Annotated in this window: 23 protein-coding genes; 3 read left to right on the top strand and 20 right to left on the bottom strand. The window is 65.5% G+C overall.

What is annotated here, in order from left to right; all coding sequences use genetic code 11:
• Genes IEV82_RS22095 through IEV82_RS22085 form a run of 3 tightly spaced genes read left to right on the top strand, consistent with a single transcriptional unit; the run spans position 1 to position 5,970 of the window.
• The gene (locus tag IEV82_RS22095) at positions 1-3,993 is read left to right on the top strand and encodes a FlgK family flagellar hook-associated protein (protein ID WP_188484262.1); all 3,993 of its coding nucleotides are present in this window, start codon (positions 1-3) and stop codon (positions 3,991-3,993) included.
• An 8-nt stretch (positions 3,994-4,001) separates the two neighbouring features.
• Positions 4,002-5,237 carry a flagellar hook-associated protein FlgL gene (flgL, locus tag IEV82_RS22090; protein WP_188484261.1) on the top strand — a complete coding sequence of 412 codons (1,236 nt, stop codon included), beginning with the start codon at positions 4,002-4,004 and terminating at the stop codon, positions 5,235-5,237.
• Between the two features lie 46 nt (positions 5,238-5,283).
• Positions 5,284-5,970: a transglycosylase SLT domain-containing protein gene (locus IEV82_RS22085; RefSeq protein WP_188484260.1), complete on the top strand. Its 687-nt coding sequence runs from the start codon at positions 5,284-5,286 to the stop codon at positions 5,968-5,970.
• Here IEV82_RS22085 and IEV82_RS22080 read toward each other — a convergent pair.
• From IEV82_RS22080 to fliE, 20 genes are all read right to left on the bottom strand, one after another.
• On the bottom strand, positions 5,967-6,650 hold the full coding sequence (locus IEV82_RS22080) for a YcbK family protein (protein ID WP_188484259.1): 684 nt from the start codon (positions 6,648-6,650) through the stop codon (positions 5,967-5,969). The genes IEV82_RS22085 and IEV82_RS22080 overlap by 4 nt on opposite strands.
• Before the next feature lie 86 nt (positions 6,651-6,736).
• Positions 6,737-7,219, bottom strand: a complete 483-nt coding sequence (locus tag IEV82_RS22075) for a hypothetical protein (RefSeq protein WP_188484258.1) — start codon at positions 7,217-7,219, stop codon at positions 6,737-6,739.
• Positions 7,220-7,604: 385 nt separating this feature from the next.
• Complete coding sequence (locus IEV82_RS22070) at positions 7,605-7,847, bottom strand: hypothetical protein (protein ID WP_188484257.1); 243 nt, start codon at positions 7,845-7,847, stop codon at positions 7,605-7,607.
• A 214-nt stretch (positions 7,848-8,061) separates the two neighbouring features.
• A complete protein-coding gene (locus IEV82_RS22065; protein WP_229747969.1) occupies positions 8,062-8,676 on the bottom strand; it encodes a response regulator transcription factor in 615 nt (204 codons plus the stop codon).
• 183 nt (positions 8,677-8,859) lie between these two features.
• A complete protein-coding gene (locus IEV82_RS22060; protein WP_188484256.1) occupies positions 8,860-9,048 on the bottom strand; it encodes a hypothetical protein in 189 nt (62 codons plus the stop codon).
• A gap of 2 nt (positions 9,049-9,050) precedes the next feature.
• Positions 9,051-10,199 carry an EscU/YscU/HrcU family type III secretion system export apparatus switch protein gene (locus IEV82_RS22055; protein WP_188484255.1) on the bottom strand — a complete coding sequence of 383 codons (1,149 nt, stop codon included), beginning with the start codon at positions 10,197-10,199 and terminating at the stop codon, positions 9,051-9,053.
• A complete protein-coding gene (gene fliR, locus IEV82_RS22050; protein WP_188484254.1) occupies positions 10,186-11,013 on the bottom strand; it encodes a flagellar biosynthetic protein FliR in 828 nt (275 codons plus the stop codon). Before fliR ends, IEV82_RS22055 begins: the two co-directional genes overlap by 14 nt.
• A gap of 2 nt (positions 11,014-11,015) precedes the next feature.
• Entirely contained in the window at positions 11,016-11,282 is a 267-nt protein-coding gene (fliQ, locus tag IEV82_RS22045) for a flagellar biosynthesis protein FliQ (protein ID WP_188484253.1), read from the bottom strand.
• 1 nt (position 11,283) lies between these two features.
• Positions 11,284-12,030: a flagellar type III secretion system pore protein FliP gene (fliP, locus tag IEV82_RS22040; RefSeq protein WP_188484252.1), complete on the bottom strand. Its 747-nt coding sequence runs from the start codon at positions 12,028-12,030 to the stop codon at positions 11,284-11,286.
• Positions 12,027-12,305: a hypothetical protein gene (locus IEV82_RS22035; RefSeq protein WP_188484251.1), complete on the bottom strand. Its 279-nt coding sequence runs from the start codon at positions 12,303-12,305 to the stop codon at positions 12,027-12,029. Before IEV82_RS22035 ends, fliP begins: the two co-directional genes overlap by 4 nt.
• A 65-nt stretch (positions 12,306-12,370) precedes the next feature.
• Positions 12,371-12,637 (bottom strand): flagellar motor switch protein FliN, encoded by a 267-nt coding sequence (gene fliN, locus IEV82_RS22030; protein WP_188484278.1) that lies wholly within the window; start codon positions 12,635-12,637, stop codon positions 12,371-12,373.
• A 90-nt stretch (positions 12,638-12,727) separates the two neighbouring features.
• Entirely contained in the window at positions 12,728-13,705 is a 978-nt protein-coding gene (gene fliM, locus IEV82_RS22025; protein WP_188484250.1) for a flagellar motor switch protein FliM, read from the bottom strand.
• 8 nt (positions 13,706-13,713) lie between these two features.
• Positions 13,714-14,283: a flagellar basal body-associated FliL family protein gene (locus IEV82_RS22020; protein ID WP_188484249.1), complete on the bottom strand. Its 570-nt coding sequence runs from the start codon at positions 14,281-14,283 to the stop codon at positions 13,714-13,716.
• Positions 14,284-14,291: 8 nt separating this feature from the next.
• Complete coding sequence (locus IEV82_RS22015) at positions 14,292-15,740, bottom strand: flagellar hook-length control protein FliK (RefSeq protein ID WP_188484248.1); 1,449 nt, start codon at positions 15,738-15,740, stop codon at positions 14,292-14,294.
• Between the two features lie 79 nt (positions 15,741-15,819).
• The gene (locus tag IEV82_RS22010; RefSeq protein WP_188484247.1) at positions 15,820-16,203 is read right to left on the bottom strand and encodes a hypothetical protein; all 384 of its coding nucleotides are present in this window, start codon (positions 16,201-16,203) and stop codon (positions 15,820-15,822) included.
• The gene (locus IEV82_RS22005) at positions 16,200-17,534 is read right to left on the bottom strand and encodes a FliI/YscN family ATPase (protein ID WP_188484246.1); all 1,335 of its coding nucleotides are present in this window, start codon (positions 17,532-17,534) and stop codon (positions 16,200-16,202) included. Before IEV82_RS22005 ends, IEV82_RS22010 begins: the two co-directional genes overlap by 4 nt.
• Positions 17,531-18,349, bottom strand: coding sequence for a FliH/SctL family protein (locus IEV82_RS22000; RefSeq protein WP_188484245.1), 819 nt, complete (start codon positions 18,347-18,349; stop codon positions 17,531-17,533). The genes IEV82_RS22005 and IEV82_RS22000 overlap by 4 nt, the downstream gene beginning before the upstream one ends.
• A 6-nt stretch (positions 18,350-18,355) precedes the next feature.
• A complete protein-coding gene (fliG, locus tag IEV82_RS21995) occupies positions 18,356-19,390 on the bottom strand; it encodes a flagellar motor switch protein FliG (protein ID WP_188484244.1) in 1,035 nt (344 codons plus the stop codon).
• On the bottom strand, positions 19,387-21,081 hold the full coding sequence (fliF, locus tag IEV82_RS21990) for a flagellar basal-body MS-ring/collar protein FliF (protein ID WP_188484243.1): 1,695 nt from the start codon (positions 21,079-21,081) through the stop codon (positions 19,387-19,389). Before fliF ends, fliG begins: the two co-directional genes overlap by 4 nt.
• Before the next feature lie 49 nt (positions 21,082-21,130).
• A partial coding sequence (gene fliE / locus IEV82_RS21985) for a flagellar hook-basal body complex protein FliE (RefSeq protein ID WP_188484242.1) occupies positions 21,131-21,459 on the bottom strand: 329 nt, incomplete at its 5' end.

Raw genomic sequence — 21,459 nt, 5'->3', positions numbered from 1 at the left:
ATGGCTGACGTGATGAATATCGGGCGGGGTGGGCTCTTGGCCTATCGCACGGCCTTGGCCGTGACCGGAGAGAACATCGCCAATGTCGACACGCCCAATTACAACCGCCGCACCGCGATGCTGCAGGAAACCATGCCCGGCACCGGGGTCGATGTGATCGAGATCCGCCGGGCCTTCGACACGCTTCTGGCCGATCGCAGCCGCACGGCCGACGGCAGGCTGGGATCGGCCGAGACCTATCTCACGCATCTGCGGGCGCTGGAAAACCGATTGCTTCCCGGCGATGGCGGGTTGCCGGATGTGCTCGACACTTTCTTCGACGCGCTGGACGGTCTGGCACTGGCCCCTGCGGACCAGGGGCTGCGCCATGCAGCGATCGGTGCCGGGCAATCGCTGGCGATGGCCGTGTCCGACCTTGCCCGTGGCCTCCAGACGCTTGGGAGCGGTGTGAGCGCCGAAGCGGATCAGGCCGCGGCACAGGTGACGGGCCTGCTCACCGGGCTGGCCGACACGCAGCGCAAGCTGGGGATCACGTCGGACGACATGGCCCGGACCCTGCTGCTGGACCAGCGCGATGGCCTGCTGTCGGATCTGGCCGAACTGGTGGATATCGATATCGAGATCGGCGCCGACGACATGGCACAGGTGCGGCTGGGCAGTGACGGGGCCGGACCCATCGTGCTGGACCGCGCCGCATCGGGACGGGTCAGCGCCACATCGGCCCGCGACCTGACAGTCGTGCAGGCCGATCCCGACGCGCCAGCGATAAAGATGACGGCGGGCAGCGGCGTGCTGGCCGGGCTGGCCGATGCGCAGGGGGCCGTTGCACAGGCGCAACGCGATCTCGATGGCTGGGCAGGGAAGCTGACGGCAGAGATGAACACCCTGCACGGGGTTGGGCTGACGGTCGACGGCAACACGGGCGGTCCGCTCTTCTCGATGACCGGCTGGACCGCCACACCCGGTGCCCTGATGCGCGGCGATGCGGTGGCGCAGATCACCGCCGGGCTTCCCGATGCGATGCCGGGCGGGCCGATCACGCTGGTCTATGACGCCGCGGTCGGTCTCTGGGACGCGCGCGACAGTGCCGGACAGGTGCTGGCGCAGGGCCCCAACGGGCTGAGCCTGCCCGATCTTCGGGTCTCGATCAGCGGCACGCCGCTGGATGGGGACCGGATCGTTCTCAGCCGCCGCGATGATGCGGCGATCAACATGAGCTTCGTGCCCAGGACACCGGAGGATCTGGCCACGGCGGCAGCGCTGACCGCAAGCGCCTCGGCGCAGAATCTCGGGGCCGCCACGTTGACGGCCCGGGCGACGCCGCAGACCGCGACGGGGTTACCGGATCTGGCAGACCTGCTCTCTGCCGCTCCGGTGGAATTCGTCTCACCCGGCATCGTCGGGGTGATCCCGGCTGGTGCCACGGGTGCCGACCTGTCGGTGCAGCCCCGTCTTGCGGCGATGGATCTGACCCCACCTGACGGGGCTGTGCCGCTGACACTTTCCCTGAATACCGCGTCCGGGGTCCTGGATTTCGATCTTGCGGGCCAACCCAATCTGCAAAGCGCCGTCGCGGCGCTCAACAATGGCGATGTGCTGACCGCCAGTGGCGAGAGCCTGAGCGATCTGGGCCTTCTTGTGCTGGACAATGCACCAAGCCTGAGCCTGATGGCGCGTTCGGGCGCTTTGCCGACCACCGCATTTCTGGTCACCGATCTGGGCACTGCCACCGGCGTTGTCGTCGCCGATGCGGCCCCTGCGGCGGATCTCGCCGTGTTCACCCGCGACGGGCGTCAGCTTTCGGGTGTGCCGCTCAGCCCGGCGCAGGCCGCGGCGCTGCTGACACCGCAGAACGGCTTTGACCCGCAGGCGGTCTATTCGACCGATTACCTGAACGGCGCGGCCCCTTTCGGGGCGGTCGGGCTGGACCGTCAATCCGCCGCTGGCGATTATGCCCTGACACTGGGGCAGGGCAGCGGCCTTGCCACCTGGACCGGGCCGGAACGTGCGGGGGTGCAGATCGGCTTCGAAGGGGCCGACCAGTCGATCGACCTGCAGCTGCCCGACGGTGCCAGCGCCAAGTGGATCGCCCAGACCCTGACAGACGCACTTCCGGTCACCGCGCGGGCCGAAACCCGTGTGGCGCTCGAGTTGCCCGCATCGGGCAACCTGAGCCTGCGCCTGACCGGGCAGAACCTGACACCCGCTTCCATCAGCGCCGATCTTGGCGCGGGTGGCCCCGGAGCGCTGCAATCCGCGATCAACGCCCAGACCGTGCTGACCGGCATCCGAGCCGAGATGTCGCCCAATGGGGACCGCCTGATCCTCGTGCAGCCCGAGGGGGCGGATATCGGCCTCACTGCAGTTGCGATGACCGGTCCCGATCCGATCACGCTCACCCGGCTGTCACCCGCAGGCACACCGCTGGACAGTGTCACCCTAGGCACTGGCCTCGAGAATGCGGCGCGCGTCTCGGGCACGGTGACCCTGACGGGGGCGGTGCCCTTTGCCCTGAGCGAAGACGGGGGTGTGATCACGGCCCAGACGGACGGGTTCGAGAACGGATTGATCCGCCGGACCAGCAGCGCTGCGGGCAGCGCGATCACCCTGACCCCGGCAGACCCGCTGGCCGGAGACCTGAGCCCGCGACAGATCAGCATCACCGGCAGCGACGGACGCGTGCATGTGGCCCAAGCCGATCCACTGGTTGGATCAGGCCCGGGGCTTGCCCGGGCGCTGGCCGCCGATCTGCGCGAAACCGCCCCTGCCAGCCGGATCACCGGCGCGGCCCTTGCCGCATTGCCGCCCGAGGGGGCGGTGATGCGTGTGGCGCTTGGCGAACAGGTCTACGCGGTCCGCATGAGCAATGGCACACCCGTGGTCAGCGGTCCCGAAGAGGGCCGCATCACCGCCAGCTTCGATGCTCAGAACCGTCTGGTTCTGGAAACGGTGGGCGGTGATCTCAATGGCACTGCGCTGCGCCTGCCGCAGGACGCAGCAGAGGCCGCGCGGTTCGGCATGGGGGTGGGTGACGGACCGATGACAGCGGTCATCGGCCAGCCGTTCGACGCGGGCAACCTGCCGTCGAGTTTCACCGTCTCCATCGGCGGCGTGTCCCACACGGTCAGCGTGACGGCGGGCAATGTCGTGCTGCCGGCGACCTTTCCGGGGGCTGGCTATATCAACACCGCCTATGGACGGGTCGAGATCCATTTCGACGCGCGGGCCGAAGGCTTCGGGATTCCCGCCCAGAGCGGGGCTGCGGATGCCGGGTTCGACACGCTGGGCCTGTCCGCCTCGGTCTCGGATGGCAGCCTGACTCTGACGGCGAGTGATGACCGGGTGCTCGATCTGCGCAGCGTGACACCGGAGGCGGGCGAAACCCTGCGCCTGTCGGGCCTGCCGGAGGAAGACCTGCTGGTGATGCTGACCGGACCGGGTGCGCTGCGCCTGTCGGGAGACATGACGGCGGGACCGGCCCCGCAACAGGACAGCGAAGTGCGGGTGCTGAACGCCGATGCCGGTCTGGTCGGGCTGTTCGACCGGGCGACCGGGGCGCATCTGGCCTCGCGCCTGCTTGATCCGTCCGGGCGGGCGCAGTTCGGGGGCATCGAGGTGATGCTGACCGGCACGCCGCAAACCGGCGACCGTTTCGGGATCACCGCCAACACCGCTGCCCCCGGCGACGGGCGCACCATCGAAGCCCTGGCCAACCTGCGACAGCAGGACAGCCAGACCGGGCAGGGCGGCTATGCCACCGGCTTTGCCAGCATCCAGCAGCGGGTCGGCGCCCAGGTCAGCGCGGCCGAGAACCGGACCACCATCGCCACGGCCGAGCGCGACAGCGCCGAACGCACGGTCGCTGACCTGAGCGGGGTGAACCTTGACGAAGAGGCGGCCAACCTGATGCAGCAGCAGCAGGCCTACCAGGCCAATGCGCAGGTCATGTCCGTCGCCCGCGCGCTGTTCGACACGCTTCTGCAGGCGATATGAGGTTCTGAATGACACTCTCCACACCACTGTTTCACGCCCTGAACACCCGAAGCCTCTCGGAGATCACCGACCGTATCGCCGGGTTGCAGGGCGAGATCTCGTCGGGCAAGAACGATTCGCGTGCTTCGGCCGACCCGGTGCGGGCGCTGCGCCTTTCTGCGGTCAACGAACAGAAAGACGCGCTCGATCGGTTTTCGACAAATGTCGAACGGGTAGGGTCGCGGCTCGATCAGGCCGATATCGTCCTGAAGGAAGCCACCAATGTGCAGCGCCGCATCCGCGACCTGGCGCTGCGGGCCACGTCGGATACCATGGCCTTGGACGAGCGCAAGAGCATCGGCATCGAGGTCACGCAGTTGCGGCAGAGCCTGCTTGGGCTGGCCAATGCACGGGATGAAACCGGGCAGGCGCTGTTCGGCGGTTTCCAGACCCGGGCCGATCCCTTCGTCGAGGGGCCCGAGGGCGTGTCCTATCGTGGCGATGGGGGGCAGATCCGGTTGCAGGTCTCGGAATCCTTCAGCCTGGCCGCAGGGATCAGCGGTGCCGATGTGTTCGGCGGCGAGGCCGGGACAACCGTCTTCGACGCGATTGATGATTTCCTCTCTGCCCTTGGTGGCGATGGCAGCTTTCCCTCGGATCGGGTCACGTCGAAAGGCACGATGCTGGTGCAGCCCACCCTGACTCGCGATCCCGGCAGCTGGTCGATGACCCTTGCCGGTCCCGCCGGAGAGGTGGCGCTGGGATTCGATGCTGCGGCGGGGTCGGTGTCCGGCGCTGTCGATGCGATCAATGCACAAACCGCGCGCACCGGTGTCAGCGCGCTGCGCGACCCCGACACGGGTGGTCTGGTGCTGTCCGCCAATGGCGAGATCGCGATCTCGGGTGTGACCGCCTCGTCAGTGCGCAGCGGACCGGTGATGCAGGTGACCCCCGAGAATGGCCAGCCCCGCGCGGTGATGTCCGCCGATCAGACCCGGTCTGCCGTGATCGGGCGTTTGCAGGCGGCAAGCGACACCCTCATTGACCAGCGCACCCGCGTGGGCGCTTTGTCGGCCAATGCGAGCGCCCAGGCCGAGGTGATCGACACCCGCAAGGTGATGATGGCCGAAGCCACGGCACAGCTCGAGGATCTGGACCTGGCCGCTGCCCTGACGAAGCTGCAGCAATCGCTTCTGTCACGCGACGCGACACAGCAGAGCTATGTGAAAATCACCCAGAAAAGCCTGTTCGACTATCTCAGATAGGGGCATCTGGCCCGCGGCTTGCAGATGCGGACACATGAGATGTCCTGTGCCTGTTCTGTGCCTTGTCCTGCTTGTCGGCGCGGTGCCCCTGCGCGCCACGACGCCCGATTGCGAGGCTCTCGCTGTCGAGGCCAGCCGCCAGTACGGGGTGCCCGAAGGCCTGCTGGTTGCGATTGCCCGCACGGAATCCGGCATTGCGCGGGGGCAGGCGGGTTTGCGTGCCTGGCCCTGGACCGCCAATGTGCAGGGTAAAAGCCATTATTACGACAGCCGACAAGAGATGCAGGCCCATCTGGACAGGGTGATCGGGACCGATATCTCGAACGTCGATATCGGCTGCATGCAGCTCAATTACCATTGGCATGGCGACCGCTTTGCCGGTCTGGAGCTGATGCTCGATCCGCACAGCAACGTGACCTACGCGGCGGGCTATCTCAGGCAGCTTTACGACGAGACCGGGTCCTGGGAGGGCGCCACGCGGTATTACCATTCCCGCGATCCCGACCGGGGTGCGGCCTATCTGGGGCGGGTCAACCGGATGTGGGCCGCGCTTGCGACACCGGGCCAAGGGGATCAGGAACCGGTGCCGCCGGTCGCGCGGGCAGCGCCGGTGACATCCGACCGGCGGTTCCAGACGCATCGCCCGACCGGTACCCAGACCGACCTGCGCGCCTATTGGGAGCGTGTGGACCTTGCCGAAGGCACGCTCCCGAAACTGCCGGGACGGCCCTAGCCCCACCAGCGCCGGGGTGTGCCGCTGTCGATATGCACGAAGGACCGGTAGAGCCCGACACCCCCCGAAGCCTGTGTCTCTGCCAGCCTGTGCAGGGCCTTCATCTCGAGACCGGGGAAAGAGAAATCGATCGCCCGCGCCTGAAGATGCAGCGAATTGCGCGCCGCACCGATGCCGCGGCGGCGCAGCTGATCATTGGTCCTGCGCGAGCGGTAACCCGAATTCACCCGGACCTCTCCGTCCCATCCCCGGCGACGGGCGCTGCCCACGAGGGTCACGAGGATCGCCAGGGTTTCGGGATCCATCGGCCGGATTTCATTCTGCCGCCAGTCCCGGAAGAACCAGTCCAGCCGGGCCTTTTCCTGCGCGCTGACGCTTTGGCCCGCCGGGTCGAACAGGGCGGTGATCCGGTCACCGGTATGGGCGTTGAGAAGCGGAACGGCGAGCAGCCCGTCGAGGCGCGGCGGTGCCGCTGCAAGAGGCGCCTGCGCGGGCCTGTCCTGCGGGAGGGGTTGGGGCGCGCGCTGCGGCCGATCGAGCGAGACCACCGGCCCCGGCGCGCGCCCGATGAGCGGGCCGCTGGAACCGACGATCAGCCCGGCCCGTGCAGGCGCGGCAAACCCCGTGGCTGCGGCAAGTGCGGCAATGGCCTGCCTGCGGGTGAAGATCATGCGCGACATGCCTTGCCTGTGATGGTCCTGTCTTGCCGGCAGCCGCAAAACATATCGACGGCGCGGTTTCGGGGTCGGGTGTGATGCAGCACTGCTCAGGGACGCGTGCGGGTGACGGTATCGCCCTGTGTCGAACGGAGGGTCGATGCGCCCGGATCGTCGTGAATCTCGATCAGCGTGTATTCCTCGGCAAACCTGAAAGGCGCGTTGGTGATGATGTGGTCGATCCCTGAAATGCGCACCGGCCAGAGATCGAAGGTCTGGCCGCTTTCCGACATGAAGATCAGGTAGGCATAGGGCTCCAGCGTGTAGAGATCCGCGCGGGCCTGCAGCGGCAGGCAGAAGACCGTGCCATCCTCCGACAGTCGGAACACCTCGATCCAGTTGGCATCGATCGACATCTGGTAGACGTCACCGGCTGTCATGGTGTCGCAGGAATGGATGCTTTCCCCAAGAAAGACGCCGAACCGCACTCTGAAATTATGCGCCGCACTCAGATAGAAGATGTCATGCGACATGTCGGGATAGACCTCGAGCAGATCATCAACCGACAGGTTTCCGCGCTCCGCTAGAACCATGGGACATCGAGCCTCGGGGAATGAATGGGGACGTGCGGCACTGGACTCTCTCGGGGCTCGATCACTGATGGTCGGACAAGGCCCTGGAGGCCGGTGACAGGTTCTGGCAGGCGGCGTCTCCGAGATGCCGAAACACCGCCCCGACCTGAGAGAAAGGGTGCAAGCTTCGTGCCATGTCGGTGAGTTTCGAGTGCCGGAACCGGTCGCCTCGCCGCGATCCGCCAGAGCCGGGGTGCAGCGCCGACACCCCCGCCGGAAAAGAGGGCGAGGGTGTCAGTCAACCCTGGAGGGGCCTGTCTTCTGTAGTGATGTCGGCGTGAGAAATCTGAAATGGAATATCTGAAAAGGCAATTCCGGAGTGGTGGCCTGGATGTATCTGAAAATCTCAAATCGAAATTAAAACAAGGACACCTGCAATCAAAATGACAAGCGCCCGGACATAATCCATATCCAGCCGCGGCTTTGCCTTTTCCTGTTCCATGTCCTTTCGGACCCTGTTCTCAAAGACATATTGAGGATACAGGACCGGAAACGCCGGAAAGTCTTTGAAAGTCTTGTGCTTCATGGACGTTTCTACAGGACCGATGATGGCTTGTTTTGCCATATAGAGGCGAAAATCAAACGCCATCAATCGCGCGGTTATCCAAAGATAGGAATCTATCCTCATATCCAAAACGGGATATTTCTTCGCCAAAGATACCGGGTTTCGTCTTTTCGACAGGTCTGGAAATTCAGTGCCTGCGCGGTCCCTGTCCCGCGCCGCACAGGAGCAGCGGCCGATGCTCCGCAAAAGGGTCGGTCGCGATGGGGGACGGGGATGGAGCGGTGCGCGGACCGGGTGGTCAGATCAGGGCGCGCTCGCGGCTGATCATGGCGGCATGGGCCCGGTTGCGGGCCCCGAGCTTCTTGCAGATCGAGCGCATGTGCATCTTCACGGTGACTTCGCTGGCATCCATGCCGCGGGCGATTTCCTTGTTGGTCAGGCCATCCGCTGCCAGTCGCAGCACGTAAAGCTCCTTGTCCGACAGGTCGTGATCCTTGCCACCGCTGTCACCAGCCACGCTGGCCGTGTCCATCGGAACGAACACCTGCCCGGAGATGATCAGCTGGATCACGCTGTCGAGCGACTTGAGCGGCATCGTCTTGGGGATCAGACCCTTGCAGCCCAGTTCCAGCGCGCTGTTCAGGAAATGCCGGTCCACCATGCCGGTGAACAGAACCACCTTGCCGTCCCCTGCCGTCTTGATGACTTTCTGCACGCTTTCGAGCCCGACCATGCCCGGCATCTTGAGATCCAGCAGCACGACATCGAAATCGCCATGCTCGGTAAGCAATGCCAGGGCCCCGTTCAACGTGTCGGTGGTGACCGCTTCGTAATCGGGCATGGCGTTCAGCATCGTGCTGACAGCCTCCACGAGGAGATTGTGATCATCGGCAAGAAGAAGCTTCAGCGTCATGTGGTTTCCAGTTCTGCTCTGCGGCGCCGCCTGGCTGTCAATCGTATGCGAAATGACATCGACTTTTTAGCATGTTTGCCTACTTTTGCCAGAATTTACCATGATAAAATAGAGGCTCCGTGCTCTTTGGCAGGAGAGCTATACTTTTGATCCGGACCCGGTGCAGACATGCCGCAGCGCGCGTCACCTGGGGTCGAACAGCTGCGCGATCTGGTGGCGCAGGGCCCCGGCGAAACAGGCCACGGCGCAGGATCCCAGCAGCGCCGCCTTTGGAAACGGGGCCTCGAGCGCGGTGCCGAGGGTCCACAGGCCCACGCCGACATAGCACAGGGTCGAGATCATCTCTCCGGTCGAACGGGGGCGTCGTGCCATGGTCATGTCCTTTGCTGTCGGCGACCGAATTCATCCACGCTCAGCGCGTCGGGAACATCGACATCCGGTGTCGGTTCGGGCTGCCCCTGCTCCAGTCGCCACACATGGGCCAGGATGACCGCAACCGCCGTGTAAAGCTGTTCGGGGATTTCCCGTCCGATCGCACCGTAGAAATAAAGCGCCCGTGCCAGCGGTGGCACGCGCAGCGTCATCACCCCGGCGCGACGGCCGCGGCGAATGACCTCTTTGGCAATCGGACCCTTGCCCATGGCCAGCACCACCGGCGCACCGCCAGCGGCCGGGTCGTATTTCAGGGCAATGGCGAAATGCGTCGGGTTGGTGATGATGGCGGTGGCCAGCGGTACATCCGCCAGCGCCTTGCGTTCCGAGGCGCGGCGCGAGGCCTCCATCTGCTTGCGGCGCATCGCGGCCTTGAGTTCGGGCGAGCCTTCGGATTCCTTCATCTCGTCCTTGAGATCCTGGCGCGACATGCGCAGGGATTTCGTGTTGGAGTGAATCTGCCAGCCCAGGTCGATCGCGGCGATCACCGCAAGCGCGATCAGCAACCCCGCCATCACCCGCACCAGCACCGTTCCCAGCAGGTGGGTGGCCACGTTCGGGTCGGTCATGGTCATGCCCATGATCGCCGGCAGGAACGGATAGAGCACCAGCAGACCCGCCCCGAGCAGCAGCGTCACCTTGAGCACCGCCTTGCTCAGGTCCACCAGCGCCTTCATCGACACCATGCGTTTCATCCCGGCCAGCGGGTCGATCTTTTCGAGCTTCACCCCGAATGCCTTGGGCGCGAAGTTCAGCCCGCCCATGCCGGTCTGCGCCAGCAGCACCGTGATCATCATCGGAATGCCAAGCACCAGCCCGCTGGCCAGCACCCACCAGAACAGGTCCCCGGTCCGCAGGATCATCAGGCTGTCGAGCGACTGGCCGGGGTCGATCACGAAGCCCGCCTTCCAGTGATCGGCAAGGTCGGGCAGGGCGGATTTGCCGAGCAGCAGCATCAGCGTGCCCACCCCCAGCGTCGCAAAGACGAACATCTCGGTCGAGGTCGTGATCTTGCCGTCCTTGCGCGCGTCATCGCGCCGCTTCTGGGTCGGTTCCTCGGTCTTTTCCTGTCCGTCTTCACTTTCGGCCATCGGTGCCTTCACCCAGCATGTCACCCATGTGCTGCAAGGCCTGTGCCATATGATCCAGAAGCGCATCCCCCAGCGTCACGGTGGTCAGGAACAGCAGCAGCAGCGTGACGGTCATGGTGAGCGGAAAGCCGAAGGCAAAGATGTTGAGCTGCGGCGATGACCGCGTGATCACCCCGATGACGATATTGAGCAGGAGCAGGACCGACACCACCGGCATCATCAGCCGCACGGCCGCGGTGAACATCTCGCCTGTGGCCGCAAGCCCGTCATCGGTGAATCCCAGGCCCGATCCCGAGGAGCCGGGTGGCAGCAATGTATAGCTTTGCAGCACCAGCCGGATCGCCACCAGATGCCCGTCCGCAGCGACGAAAACCGCCAGCAGGAACAGCATGAAGAACTGGCCGATCACCGGCGTCTGGCTGCCGGTGGAGGGATCGATCTGCGCGGCCAGACCCAGACCGGCGGTGTTGGCGATCCGGTCTCCGGCCATCACGGCGGCAGTGAAATAGATCTGCAGCACCAGCCCCGCCGCCAACCCGATCGCCAGTTCGCGCAGCACCCATGTCACGCACTGCAGCGACGCCAGATCCCGTGCGTCCGGCATCGGCACATGCTGCACGATCCAGAGCGCGATGCAGACCGAGATGATGATGCGGACAGGCAGCGACACGAACCGCGCTGCAAAAAGCGGGGCCGACAGCACGAACGCCCCGATCCGCAGCATCGCAAACAGGAATTGCAGGCCCAGATCCGTCAGTGCGGCCAGCTCCAGCCCCGGAACACCGGTCGAGGACGCGGCCAGATCGCCCAGCATGGTCAGTTCATCGTTGCGATGGTGTCGAAGACGAAGGCGAAGTAATCGGTCAGCTGCGTCAGCATGAAGCTCGAACTGATGGCCATCGCCAAGATGACGATGCCCAGCTTGGGTACGAAGCTCAGCGTTGCCTCGTTGATCGAGGTGGCCGCCTGCAGGATGCCGATCACCAGACCCACCGCCAGGGCCACGATCAGGATCGGACCGGCGGTCATCAGGATGGTCCAGTAGGCCAGCTTGAGATGCTGGATATTGGTGTCGAAATCCATGTCACAACCCTCCGGCGAAACTGCTGGCAAGCGAGCCCATGGTCAGGGCCCAGCCATCGACCAGCACGAACAGAAGCAGCTTGAACGGCAATGAGACGATCATCGGCGACAGCATCATCATGCCAAGTGCCATCAGGATCGACGCGATGGCCATGTCGATCACCAGAAACGGCAGGAACAACAGGAACCCGATCTGGAACGCGGTCTTGAGTTCCGAGGTGATATAGGCGGGCAGCAGCACCGACACCGGCACTTGGGCAGGATCGGCATAAGGCTCGTGTCCGGCCAGTTCGGAAAACATCAGCAGATCGTTCTGGCGGGTATTGGCGATCATGAAGCCCGACAGCTTGTCCCAGGCCAGCGTGATCGCCTGTTCGGCGCCCAGAGTGCCGTCAAGATAGGGCGACAGCGCCGTGTCATAGATGTCGGTCAGCACCGGCTGCATCACGAAGAAGGACAGGAACAGCGCAATCGCGATCAGCACCTGGTTCGGCGGGGTCTGCATCGTGCCCATCGCCTGGCGCAGGATCGACAGCACGATGATGATGCGGGTGAAGGCGGTCATGCCCAGCACGATCGACGGCAGAACGGTCAGCGCCGTCATCAGCGCGAGGATCTGAAGCGACAGTGAATAGGTGGTGCCGCCTTCGCCAGACAGGGTCAGGACCGGCAGACCCTGCTGGGCAAGGGCAGCACCGGGCAGCATCAGGAGGCTCAGGGCAGCCAAGGCAAGGACGGCGCGGATCATGCCACGGACTCCGGTTCGGCTCTGCCCGAAAGGGTCACGACGCTGGTGCCGCTCTTGCGCCCGGTCACCACGAGCACACGCTGGCCGTCCACCTGCATCAGGATCGCGCGGGTGTCACCACCCAGCGACAGCACCTGCTGCACATCCATCGGGCTGTCGGCCTTGATCTTCTGCGACAGCGGCCCGCGATATTTCTGCGCAACCGCCCAGAGGATCAGCAGGATCCCGAGAAATCCGGCAATCACGAGCATCCGGTCCAATGTGATGATGTCCAAATGACTTCTCCTGCGGGGACTGTTCACCCCCCGGCGTGCAGGTTTCATGCCATGTGGACGCCGCCTCAGATGGTTTCGAAGCGCTTCCTGGGGTCGACGATATCGCCGAAACGGATGCCGAATTTCTCGCCGACGACGACCACCTCGCCCTTGGCGATCTGGGTGCCGTTGATCAGGATGTCCAGCGGATCGCCCGCCATCCGGTCCAGCTCGACAACCGAGCCTTCGTTGAGCCGCAACAGGTCCTGCAGCGTGATCTGGGCATTGCCGACCTCGACGGTCATGTGCACGCTGACATTGGCCAGCATGCCAAGATCGACATTGCCCGGCATCTCCTGAACGCGGGCGGCAGGGGCCGCATCGGTGGCGGCGTCTGGTGCGGTGTCCATGTCATCCATGGGAGCCATTGAGAAATCCTCGGGCTAGAGTTCGATACGTCGGGTCAGGGAGATCGCGGCCTTGCCGGACTGCTCGCCCGGTTCGACCTCGAAAAGCGGCATGCCCTCGACCAGCAATTGCGGGCGCAGCGCGAGATCCACCGGCACGATGCGCCCGGGTCTCAGCCCGGTCAGCGCCGCGATCGGCACGCGTGGTTCAGCCAGCCGCGCGGTGACATTGAGCGGCACCGCGAGCACCGCGTCCTGCAGCCGGGCGCGCCAGCGGATATCGTCATCCACCACGTCGGACTGCATCCGCGACCGCAGATGCGCCGCAATCGGTTTCAGCGCCTGCAACGGGTAGATCAGGTCGACATTGGCCGGATCGGCCTCGGGCAGCTGGATGATGAACGAGCAGCAGATCACCTTTTCGTCGTTCTCGACGAAGGTGGCGAATTGCAGGTTGTCCTCGTGGACCGGGTTGGTGAAGGACAGCTGGATGACATCCCGCCACGCGCCCTCGAGCGCGCGGTGCAGACCTTCGGTAACCAGCTTGATCACCCGGTTCTCGGTGGCGGTGAATTCGGTGCGCCCGTTGGGCAGGTAGGCGATGTTGCCGCCGTAATAGGCATTGGTCAGCAACGACACGAAATTGGGCGGCAGCACGATCAGCTGATGGCTGCGCAGCGCATCCATCCGGCTGGTGGTCAGGCTGACGAAATTCTCCAGCTCGTCACAGTAATGGTCATAGGTCTTGACCTCGGGCGGGAAGGCGGAGATCCGCGGATGCATCCGCAGGAACGGCAGGAACACCGACCGCGCAAGGCGGCAGAATCGCTCGTTGATCATGCGCAGCCCGTAGTAATCCCCCATGATCGACAGGTTGTCGCTGCCGAACTTGTAGCGCTTGACCTTCTCCTGAACGCCACCGCCATCGTTCTCCATGTCGAGCAGGCCATCGACCAGCGCCGCGACCTCGTTGGCGCTCAGCTTGTGAGTGCCGTTCTGATTGAATTTTGCCATTTTCGCGATCACTGCAGAACGAAGGTGCGGAAGAACACGTCTTCGATGCCCCCGAACCCTTCGAGGCTGACCAGCCGGGCATTGATCGTCTCCCGGAGGGCGCCCGACAGGCGGGCACGGCCGTCCTCGGCCTCGATCTCTTCCTCGGTGAAGCCGCTGATCACCGCCAGCATGTCGGACCGCAGCGCCATTGCGTGGCGTTCGACATTGGCGATCACCGTGGCATCGTATTGCGTCGAGAGACCAACCCCCACCTGCAGGAAGCGGCGCGATCCCTTGAGGTTCGTCGTGAAGGCGTCCGGAAATTCGTAATAGCTCGTCTCGAACTGTGCGGTCTGCGGCACCTCGCGCGGCACGCGCAACGGTCCGGTCTCTTCCTCTTCGGCGGCCTCTGCCGCGTCCTTCTCGATCAGCCGCAGCACCTCCTGCGAGGGCGAGAGCGGCGCATCGGCATAATAGAGCCCGGCCCCGAAACCGAGGCCCGACAACAGGACAGCGGCAAGCAGCCAGGTGATCAGTTTCTTGAAGACCCCGCCTTTCGGGCGGCCATCAAGGCTGGGGAGGGAAGCATCCGACATCGTGGACCTCAGGCGACAACATCAACGGTGGATCGGGAGACGGGCGCGGCAGGGCGGGACGCGGCCAACACTGCCTCGGCCCCACTCTCCTGCGGCGCGACAGGCAAGCCGTCCTGTATCGGCGCGCCCTGGCTTGGGCGGTCGTTCTGCTGCCCGCCCTGGCCGGTGCTGGCCGACTGGCTGCCCAGATCGACACCGGCGCGCGACATCAGGTCGGCCAGCCGGGATTGCGCTTCGGTCAGCAGGCGCGCGGCTTCGGGTGTGTCGGTGATGAAATGGACATGGGTCTGGCCGTCCAGCATCTCGAGCCGGACCTGCATCGTGCCAAGCCGCTCGGGTGTCAGGGTCAGGGTCAGCGTGTCGCCGCGACCCAGCGCCTGAAGCGACACGTCCTCGACGAGCCTGTCCGCCCAGTCCGGCTGGGACAGATCAAGCGGGATCTGCGTCTGAACCGGCACCGGAGAGGCACCCTGCTGCGCGGATTGCGCAGGTGTCGGGGCGGGCGCCGTGGCGATCGACACCTCGGTCAGGACGCGGGTAAACGCGGCCTCTCCGACGGGCTGTTCCATCTGCAGCGGACGGGGCAGGGCATCTGCGGGGGTCTGCGCGCGGGCGTCCGTGCCTTCAGGCAGGGACTGGGTCTGGGCCGCGATATCCCCGGCAGCACGGCGCAGCGCGACCTGTTCGGTGACGGCAGCCAGCGGGATCACGCTGTCCTGTCCGAGGTCATCGGCGTCACGCGACAGATCGGCAGAGGAAGCGTCGGTCAGATCACCGGTCAGGTCAGGCAGGGTCTCGGTTTCGGTGTTCCCCTGTTCGGGCAGGCCAATCTCTTCTGAGGTCTCATCAACCGGGGTCCGCGCGGTTTCGCCTGGCACCTCGGTGACATCAATCGGTGTTGGCCCGGACGGTATCCCGGATGTCGGCTGAGGGGGGCCATCATCCGGGATAGCGGACGGCGACAGGTCAGGCAACTGCGCCTCGTGCCCTGTCCCTTTATCCGGAGACAGGGCCCGCGCCGGGACCGCCTCCTGATGCTCAACCCACTGCGTCGGGCTGTGTTCCATGTCATCTGCGACGGGCTGGCCCTCGGGCAAGGCGGTCGCGGGGAGATCGGCGGCACGCGGCAGCGCTGCATCAAGATCCGGCCCGGCCTGTCCAGCGGCAGTGCCATCCACCGGCTGCGCCGGCAGATCACCCGCAATGGTGGGGGGGTGTCCTGTCAGAGCCGTCCGGGTCCCGGTCCGGGGCAAGCGCTCGATCGGCAGGGCAAGGACGCCCTCACCGGGCACAACCGGTCCAGCTTCGGCCAGGGGTCCGGTTCCCTGCACCGCACCGCGGGCCTGCCCGAGAAAGGTCTGGAAATCCGGCATGACAGCACCGCCCGGGGCCGGGATGGCCTCGGGTGCACGCAGGGTTTTTGCGCCTGTTGCAACCGGTGTCTCTGTCAATTGCAATGCAAACACTCTTCCTGGGCCTTCTCGCTGTGCTGTCTTGTCTGCAGAGTGCAAATCCGATGCCAAGTCCGGGGCCGTGTCAGCCCTGCGCCGCCAGTGCATCGCTCTCGCGCCGGGTCTGGTCGATCCGGTCGCCAAGGATGCGTCCGCGCTGGTGGTGATGGCTCAGATCCGCCTCGACCTCCTGTCGCCGTGTCTGGGTTTCGGCCATCCGGCCGCGCATCTCCTCGAGTTGCTGCACAAGCGTGCTGCCGATGAAATGCCGGGTCCGCAACTGGCCGGGTGTCATCACCTCGCGCGGGGCGGTGCCCGTCTGTTCGAGGATCTGGTTCAGCCGGTCCAGCATGTCGAACTGCTGCATCTCGCGGGTTTTGAGATCCCCCAGCTGCAGCGCAAGCTGGCCCATCTGGCGCTGCTCCTGCTTGGCCATCAGGGACAGGATACGGATCTTGCGGGCGGTCATGCGGCGCCTCCTGTGAGGGTCATAAGCTCTTCGATGCTGTCGGTCAGAGAGGCAGGCTCGTGGATGCCTTGCCGGATGAAGGCCTCGATCCGCGGCCAGAGCGTGACCGCCTCGTCGAGGGCGGGATCCTGCCCCTTCGCATAGGCACCCATCAGCATCATGTCGCGGTTCTCGAGGTAGAGCGAAATCATCCGCCGCAGCTTGTGCGCGGCGCGCTCATGTTCGGGGGTGACGATGTCCTTCATCACCCGGCTGAGCGAATGCGGCAGGTCGATCGCCGGGTAGATGCCCATCTGCGCCTGCTTGCGCGACAGCACGTAATGACCGTCCAGAATGGCGCGGGCGGTGTCGACCACCGGGTCATTGGTGGTGTCGTCGCCATCGGCAAGGATGGTGTAGAAGGCGGTGATGCTGCCCTGGCCGGGCAGTCCCGGACCGGCACGTTCGATGAGGCCCGGGATCATCGACACGACCGAGGGCGGATAGCCCTTGGCGGTGGGCTGTTCACCAAGCGCCAGACCGATCTCGCGGCGGGCATGGGCGACACGGGTGAGGCTGTCCATGATCAGCATGACCTGCTTGCCCTGATCGCGGAAATACTCGGCGATGGCCGTGGCGCGATGCGCGGCCCGCAGACGCAGAAGCGGCGACCGGTCGGCAGGCACCGCCACGACGCAGGTGCGGTCGCGGTTTTCCGCCGTCATGACCTTGCCGACGAAATCGCCGACCTCGCGGGCACGCTCCCCGATCAGCCCGACGACGATCACATCGGCATTGGTGTAGCGCGTCATCATCTCGATCAGGACGGATTTGCCCACACCCGATCCGGCGATGATGCCAAGCCGCTGGCCCCGACCCACCGTCAGCGCCGCATTGATGACCCGAACACCCACATCCAGCGGCTGGTCCACGGGAAGCCGCGCCAGCGGGTTCTGTTCGCGCCCCGCAAGAGACCGCGTCTCGCTGCACTCGGGGGCCAGACGCCCGTCGAGCGGCACGCCTTCGGCATCGACCACACGGCCCAGGATGTCCGGCCCGATACGGATGTCATGCCCGCCGGGCAGCTTGTGCACGCGGCACTCGCAGGTGATCCGCGCGCCGGGCTGATCAAGGAACAGCAGGTTGCGCCCGTTGGAAAAGCCGACCACCTCGCCGGTGGCACCCACACCGTCCGCGGTCTCGATGCGGCAGCGCGCACCGGGGCTGGCGGGGAAACCCGAACATTCGAGGATCAGCCCGTCATAGCGCAGCACCCGCCCGCCATAGACCGGCGCGGGCACACGGGCCACGGCCTCGGCGGTTTCGCAGATCCGGGTCAACAGATCGGTCATCTCAGCCCTCCGCCCTGACGTTCGGCGATCACGTCGGCAAAGCTGACCTCGTCCATCTTCAGCCGCAGGTCTCCGCGCCCCAGCTTGGGATCCGGCGACAGCCGCGCCTTGGAAAGCGGGCTGAAGCTCTTGATATGGGGCTTGATCGCCATCAGGTCGGCCGGGTTCATCTGCACGACAAGGCTTTCGGCCCCGGCCGCGATCTCGCGCGCCATCTTCTCGATGCGGCGCAGGAACGGCTGCGGCGTGTCGTCGATCTTCTGCCCGGCACGCTCGGAAGCAAGGATGCGCATGGCGGTTTCAAGATGTGTCGTCAGAGTCGCCGCGACCTCCTGTTCGGCACTGTTCAACCGTGCCAGCGCCGCCTCGAAGGCGGTACGGACCTCCTCGAGCGTGGCGTCGGCGTCAGCGCGAGCCTCGGCCAAAGCCGCTTCGCGGGCCTGACTGCGGGCCGCGTCGATCTCCTGCATCGCCTGATCATACCCGGCCTGCCAGGACGCCTGCCGCTCGGCCTCCATGTCGATGACCTTGGGAGGGGCCGCCGGGCTGAAACTCTCGGACTCGCCCGCAGCCTCCGTGCCGGTTTCCGGCGCGGGTGTCTCGACGGCGGGCTCGGCCCTTCCTTCGGGGTCGGGCACCGGGGCCGGACGGGCCTCGTCGATGCGGCGCACCGGGGTTTGCGACACGAAGCTGTGCACGACACCGGCATCATCGGTATCGACCGGGCTTTTCTTCTGGAACTGCTGCGGCGACCGGCGCACCAGCGCCAGCAGGTCATCGGCGGTCAATGCCTTGGGGGCAGGGGCGGCGCTCATCGCGGATCAGACCATCTTTTCGCCGCCACGCCCGGCCAGCGTGATACGGCCTTCGTCCGACAGGCGCCGGGCGACACTGATGATGTCTTTCTGCGCGGTCTGGACCTGGCTCAACCGGACCGGACCCATCGCCTCCATTTCCTCGAGCACGTTCGCCGCCGCCCGCTGCGAGATGCAGCCCAGCAGCTTGTCGCGCAGCGCCGGATCGGCTCCCTTGAGCGCCAGCACCAGCACCTCGGTGTCGATCTCGCGCAGCACCGCCTGCAGTGAGCGGTCATCGGACTTGATCAGGTAGTCGAAGACGAAGAGGTTGTCCTGGATGTCCTCGGTCAGGATCTTGTCGGCCTTGCGCAGCTCTTTCATGATGCGCTCTTCCATGTCCTGACGGGTGAAGTTCATGATCCGCGCCGCCGCCTTGACACCGCCGATCTGAGAGGCGCGCAGCGTGGTGTTGGCCTTGAACTTGGCGCGCATGACCTCTTCGAGATCGCGCAATGCCTCGGGCTGGACGGTGTTGAGCGTGGCGATCCGGCGGATGATCTCGGACTGCTGCTCGGGCGGCAGCAGCTTGAGCACCTCGGCCCCCTGCGCATATTCCAGTGACGCGATGACCAGAGCGGTGATCTGCGGGTGTTCGTCCACGATCAGCTCGGCGACGGCCGACGGATCCATCCAGTCGAGGATCTCGATCGGGCGTTCGCTGTTGGTGGGCACGATCCGCGACAGCACCGATTGCGCCTTGTGGGTGCCCAGGGCCTGGTCCAGCACGTCACGGACATAGGTGCTCGCGCCGATGCCCAGCCCCGTCTGGTTGCTGACGGCGACCAGGAATTCGTTCAGCACCGCATCGACCGTGTCGTGGTCGATCCCCTGCACCATGTACATGGCCTCGCCCAGCGTCTGCACCTCGGTGGGCGACAGGGTGCGCAGGATCTGCGCCGCCGTGTCCTCGCCGAAGACCATCATCAGGATCGCGGCCTTGTGCACCGGTTTCAGCTTCAGCCCGTCGCGGGCATCCGGTGCAGGAAGGGCAAGACTCATGTGCCTTCCTCTTTCGGTGGGGCCAGCATTGCCTTGAAGGCACCGGCGATGCGGTTGGTTTCAGAGCTCGTCATGTGCCGCAGCAGCTCGATCTTTTCCTCGTAGGTGATCGCGTCGTTCAGATCGTCGGCACTGGGAGCGGAAGTCTCGATGCGCTGGCGCAGGGAGGACAGGGTCTCACCCTTGGGCACCTCGACCGCATCGCCATAGACCATGCCCGCGGCGGCCCCTTCGGCTGTGGCTGCCGGAAGCAGACGGTCCAGAAGCGGACGCACCACGCCCAGAACGATGATCCCCAGGACGGCAAGCTGGGCCAGGATACGCCCCAGGTCGGGCAGCCTGCTGGCCTCGTACCACTGCGCTTGCGGCATCAGCGACGCGGTCGCCACGAAGGGGGCGCTGGTCACGGTGACGACATCACCGCGCTCGGTGCTGAACCCGATGGCGCTTTTGGCCAGCGCCTCGATCTCCGACATCGGCGGGGTCTGCGGCGCTTCGAGTGGCTGACCGTTTTCATCCAGTGCCGCAGGCATCTGGTGCAGAAGGACGGCGGCATGCACCCGCATGATCTGCGCGGTCTGCGGCTGCCGGGTCTCGATGCGGCGGCTGACCTCGTAGTTGCGGGTCATCGAGGACGAGGAATTGGTGGTGCTGCGGGTGTCCGACTGTCCCTGCGCGTCGGCGGCCAGTTCCGCCTCGTTGGGCGGCGTGTTGGCGACCGCACCGGGAATGCCGCCAACAGCGGACCCGTTGGTCTGCTGGTTGGTGCTCTGCTCGCTGCGCAGCGCGGTGTCGGGCAGGTATTCCTCGTTGGTGACTTCGGAGCGGGTGAAATCCATGTCCAGCGTCACTTCGACTGCGGCATTGCCGACCCCGACGATCGGCGTCAGAAGCGCCAGCACGCGGTCGCGGTAATGCCGCTCGAGCCGCTGCTGGTGTTGCATCTGCCGGTCCGCCTCGGCCTGGATCGGATCCTGCTCTTCGGTGGTCAGCAGGGCACCGCTCTGATCGACGACCGACACGTTGGCCGCCGGCATGTCGGCCACCGCCGTGGAGACAAGGCTGACGATGCCGGTGATCTGCGCCTGCGACAGCGCGAGACCCGGGGCCAGTTCCAGGAACACCGAGGCGCGCGGCGGTTGCTGGTCGCGCACGAAGGCGCTGCGCTCGGGCAGGGCCAGGTGAACACGGGCCGACCGGACGGGTTGCAATTCCATGATCGACCGCGCGAGATCCATTTCCTGCATTCGCCGCAACCGCGCCGATTCAACCTGGCGGGACGTGCCCATCGGCATTTCCGAGATCACCGACAACCCGTCGACATTGGCCTGCGGCAGGCCTTCGGTCGCCAGCAGCATCCGCGCGCGGTGAAATTCGGCGGCGGCCACCGTCAAGACCCCGGAGGACGGATCAAGCTGTGCATTGATGCCGCCTGCGGTCAGCGCATCGAGGGCGCGCGCCTTTTCCGCTTCGGGCAGGCCCGATTGCAGCGCCACGCGCTCGGCCGGGGCCAGCAGCAGCCAGGCCATGAGGCCCAGGGACACGAGCACCACAAGCGCAATCGCCGGCAGCGCCCGGCGCAAGGCGGGCTGGGCGACAAAGCCATCGGCCCGTGACAGCGCAAGCCTGGCGCGCGCGATCAGAGTTGACCCTCCAGCCTGTACGGGCAAGGTCGATCTGGGTCCGTCCATGCGATCTGTCCTGTTCTGTCTGCGTCGTGCCTAAGGGGGAAGTGCCGGATCACACCGGCATGTTCATGATGTCGCGATAGGCCGTCAGGGCCTTGTTCCGGGTCTGAAGCGTCATCTGGAACCCCAGCGAGGACACTTGCTGTTCAACCATCACCGCGGCCAGGTCATCGGTCTTGCCGGTCTCGAAATCGCGGGCCGCCTGGCTGGCCTTGGCCTGCTGCGTGTTGACGCTTTCAAGAGCCGCGCCCATGCGTTGAGAGAAGTCCGGCCCAACCGATGTCCCCGGGGGCGGGGGAGGCACGATTGGACCGGGTCGCGCCCCCACGAGCGTGGCGTGCGACATGCTGGCAGCGGAGGTGGCTCCGGTGATACTCATGG

This window comes from Marivita lacus (assembly GCF_014637725.1).
GTDB lineage: Bacteria > Pseudomonadota > Alphaproteobacteria > Rhodobacterales > Rhodobacteraceae > Marivita > Marivita lacus.
Note: the sequence above shows the minus strand (reverse complement) of the source record. Positions and strands in the feature narration are given on the sequence as shown.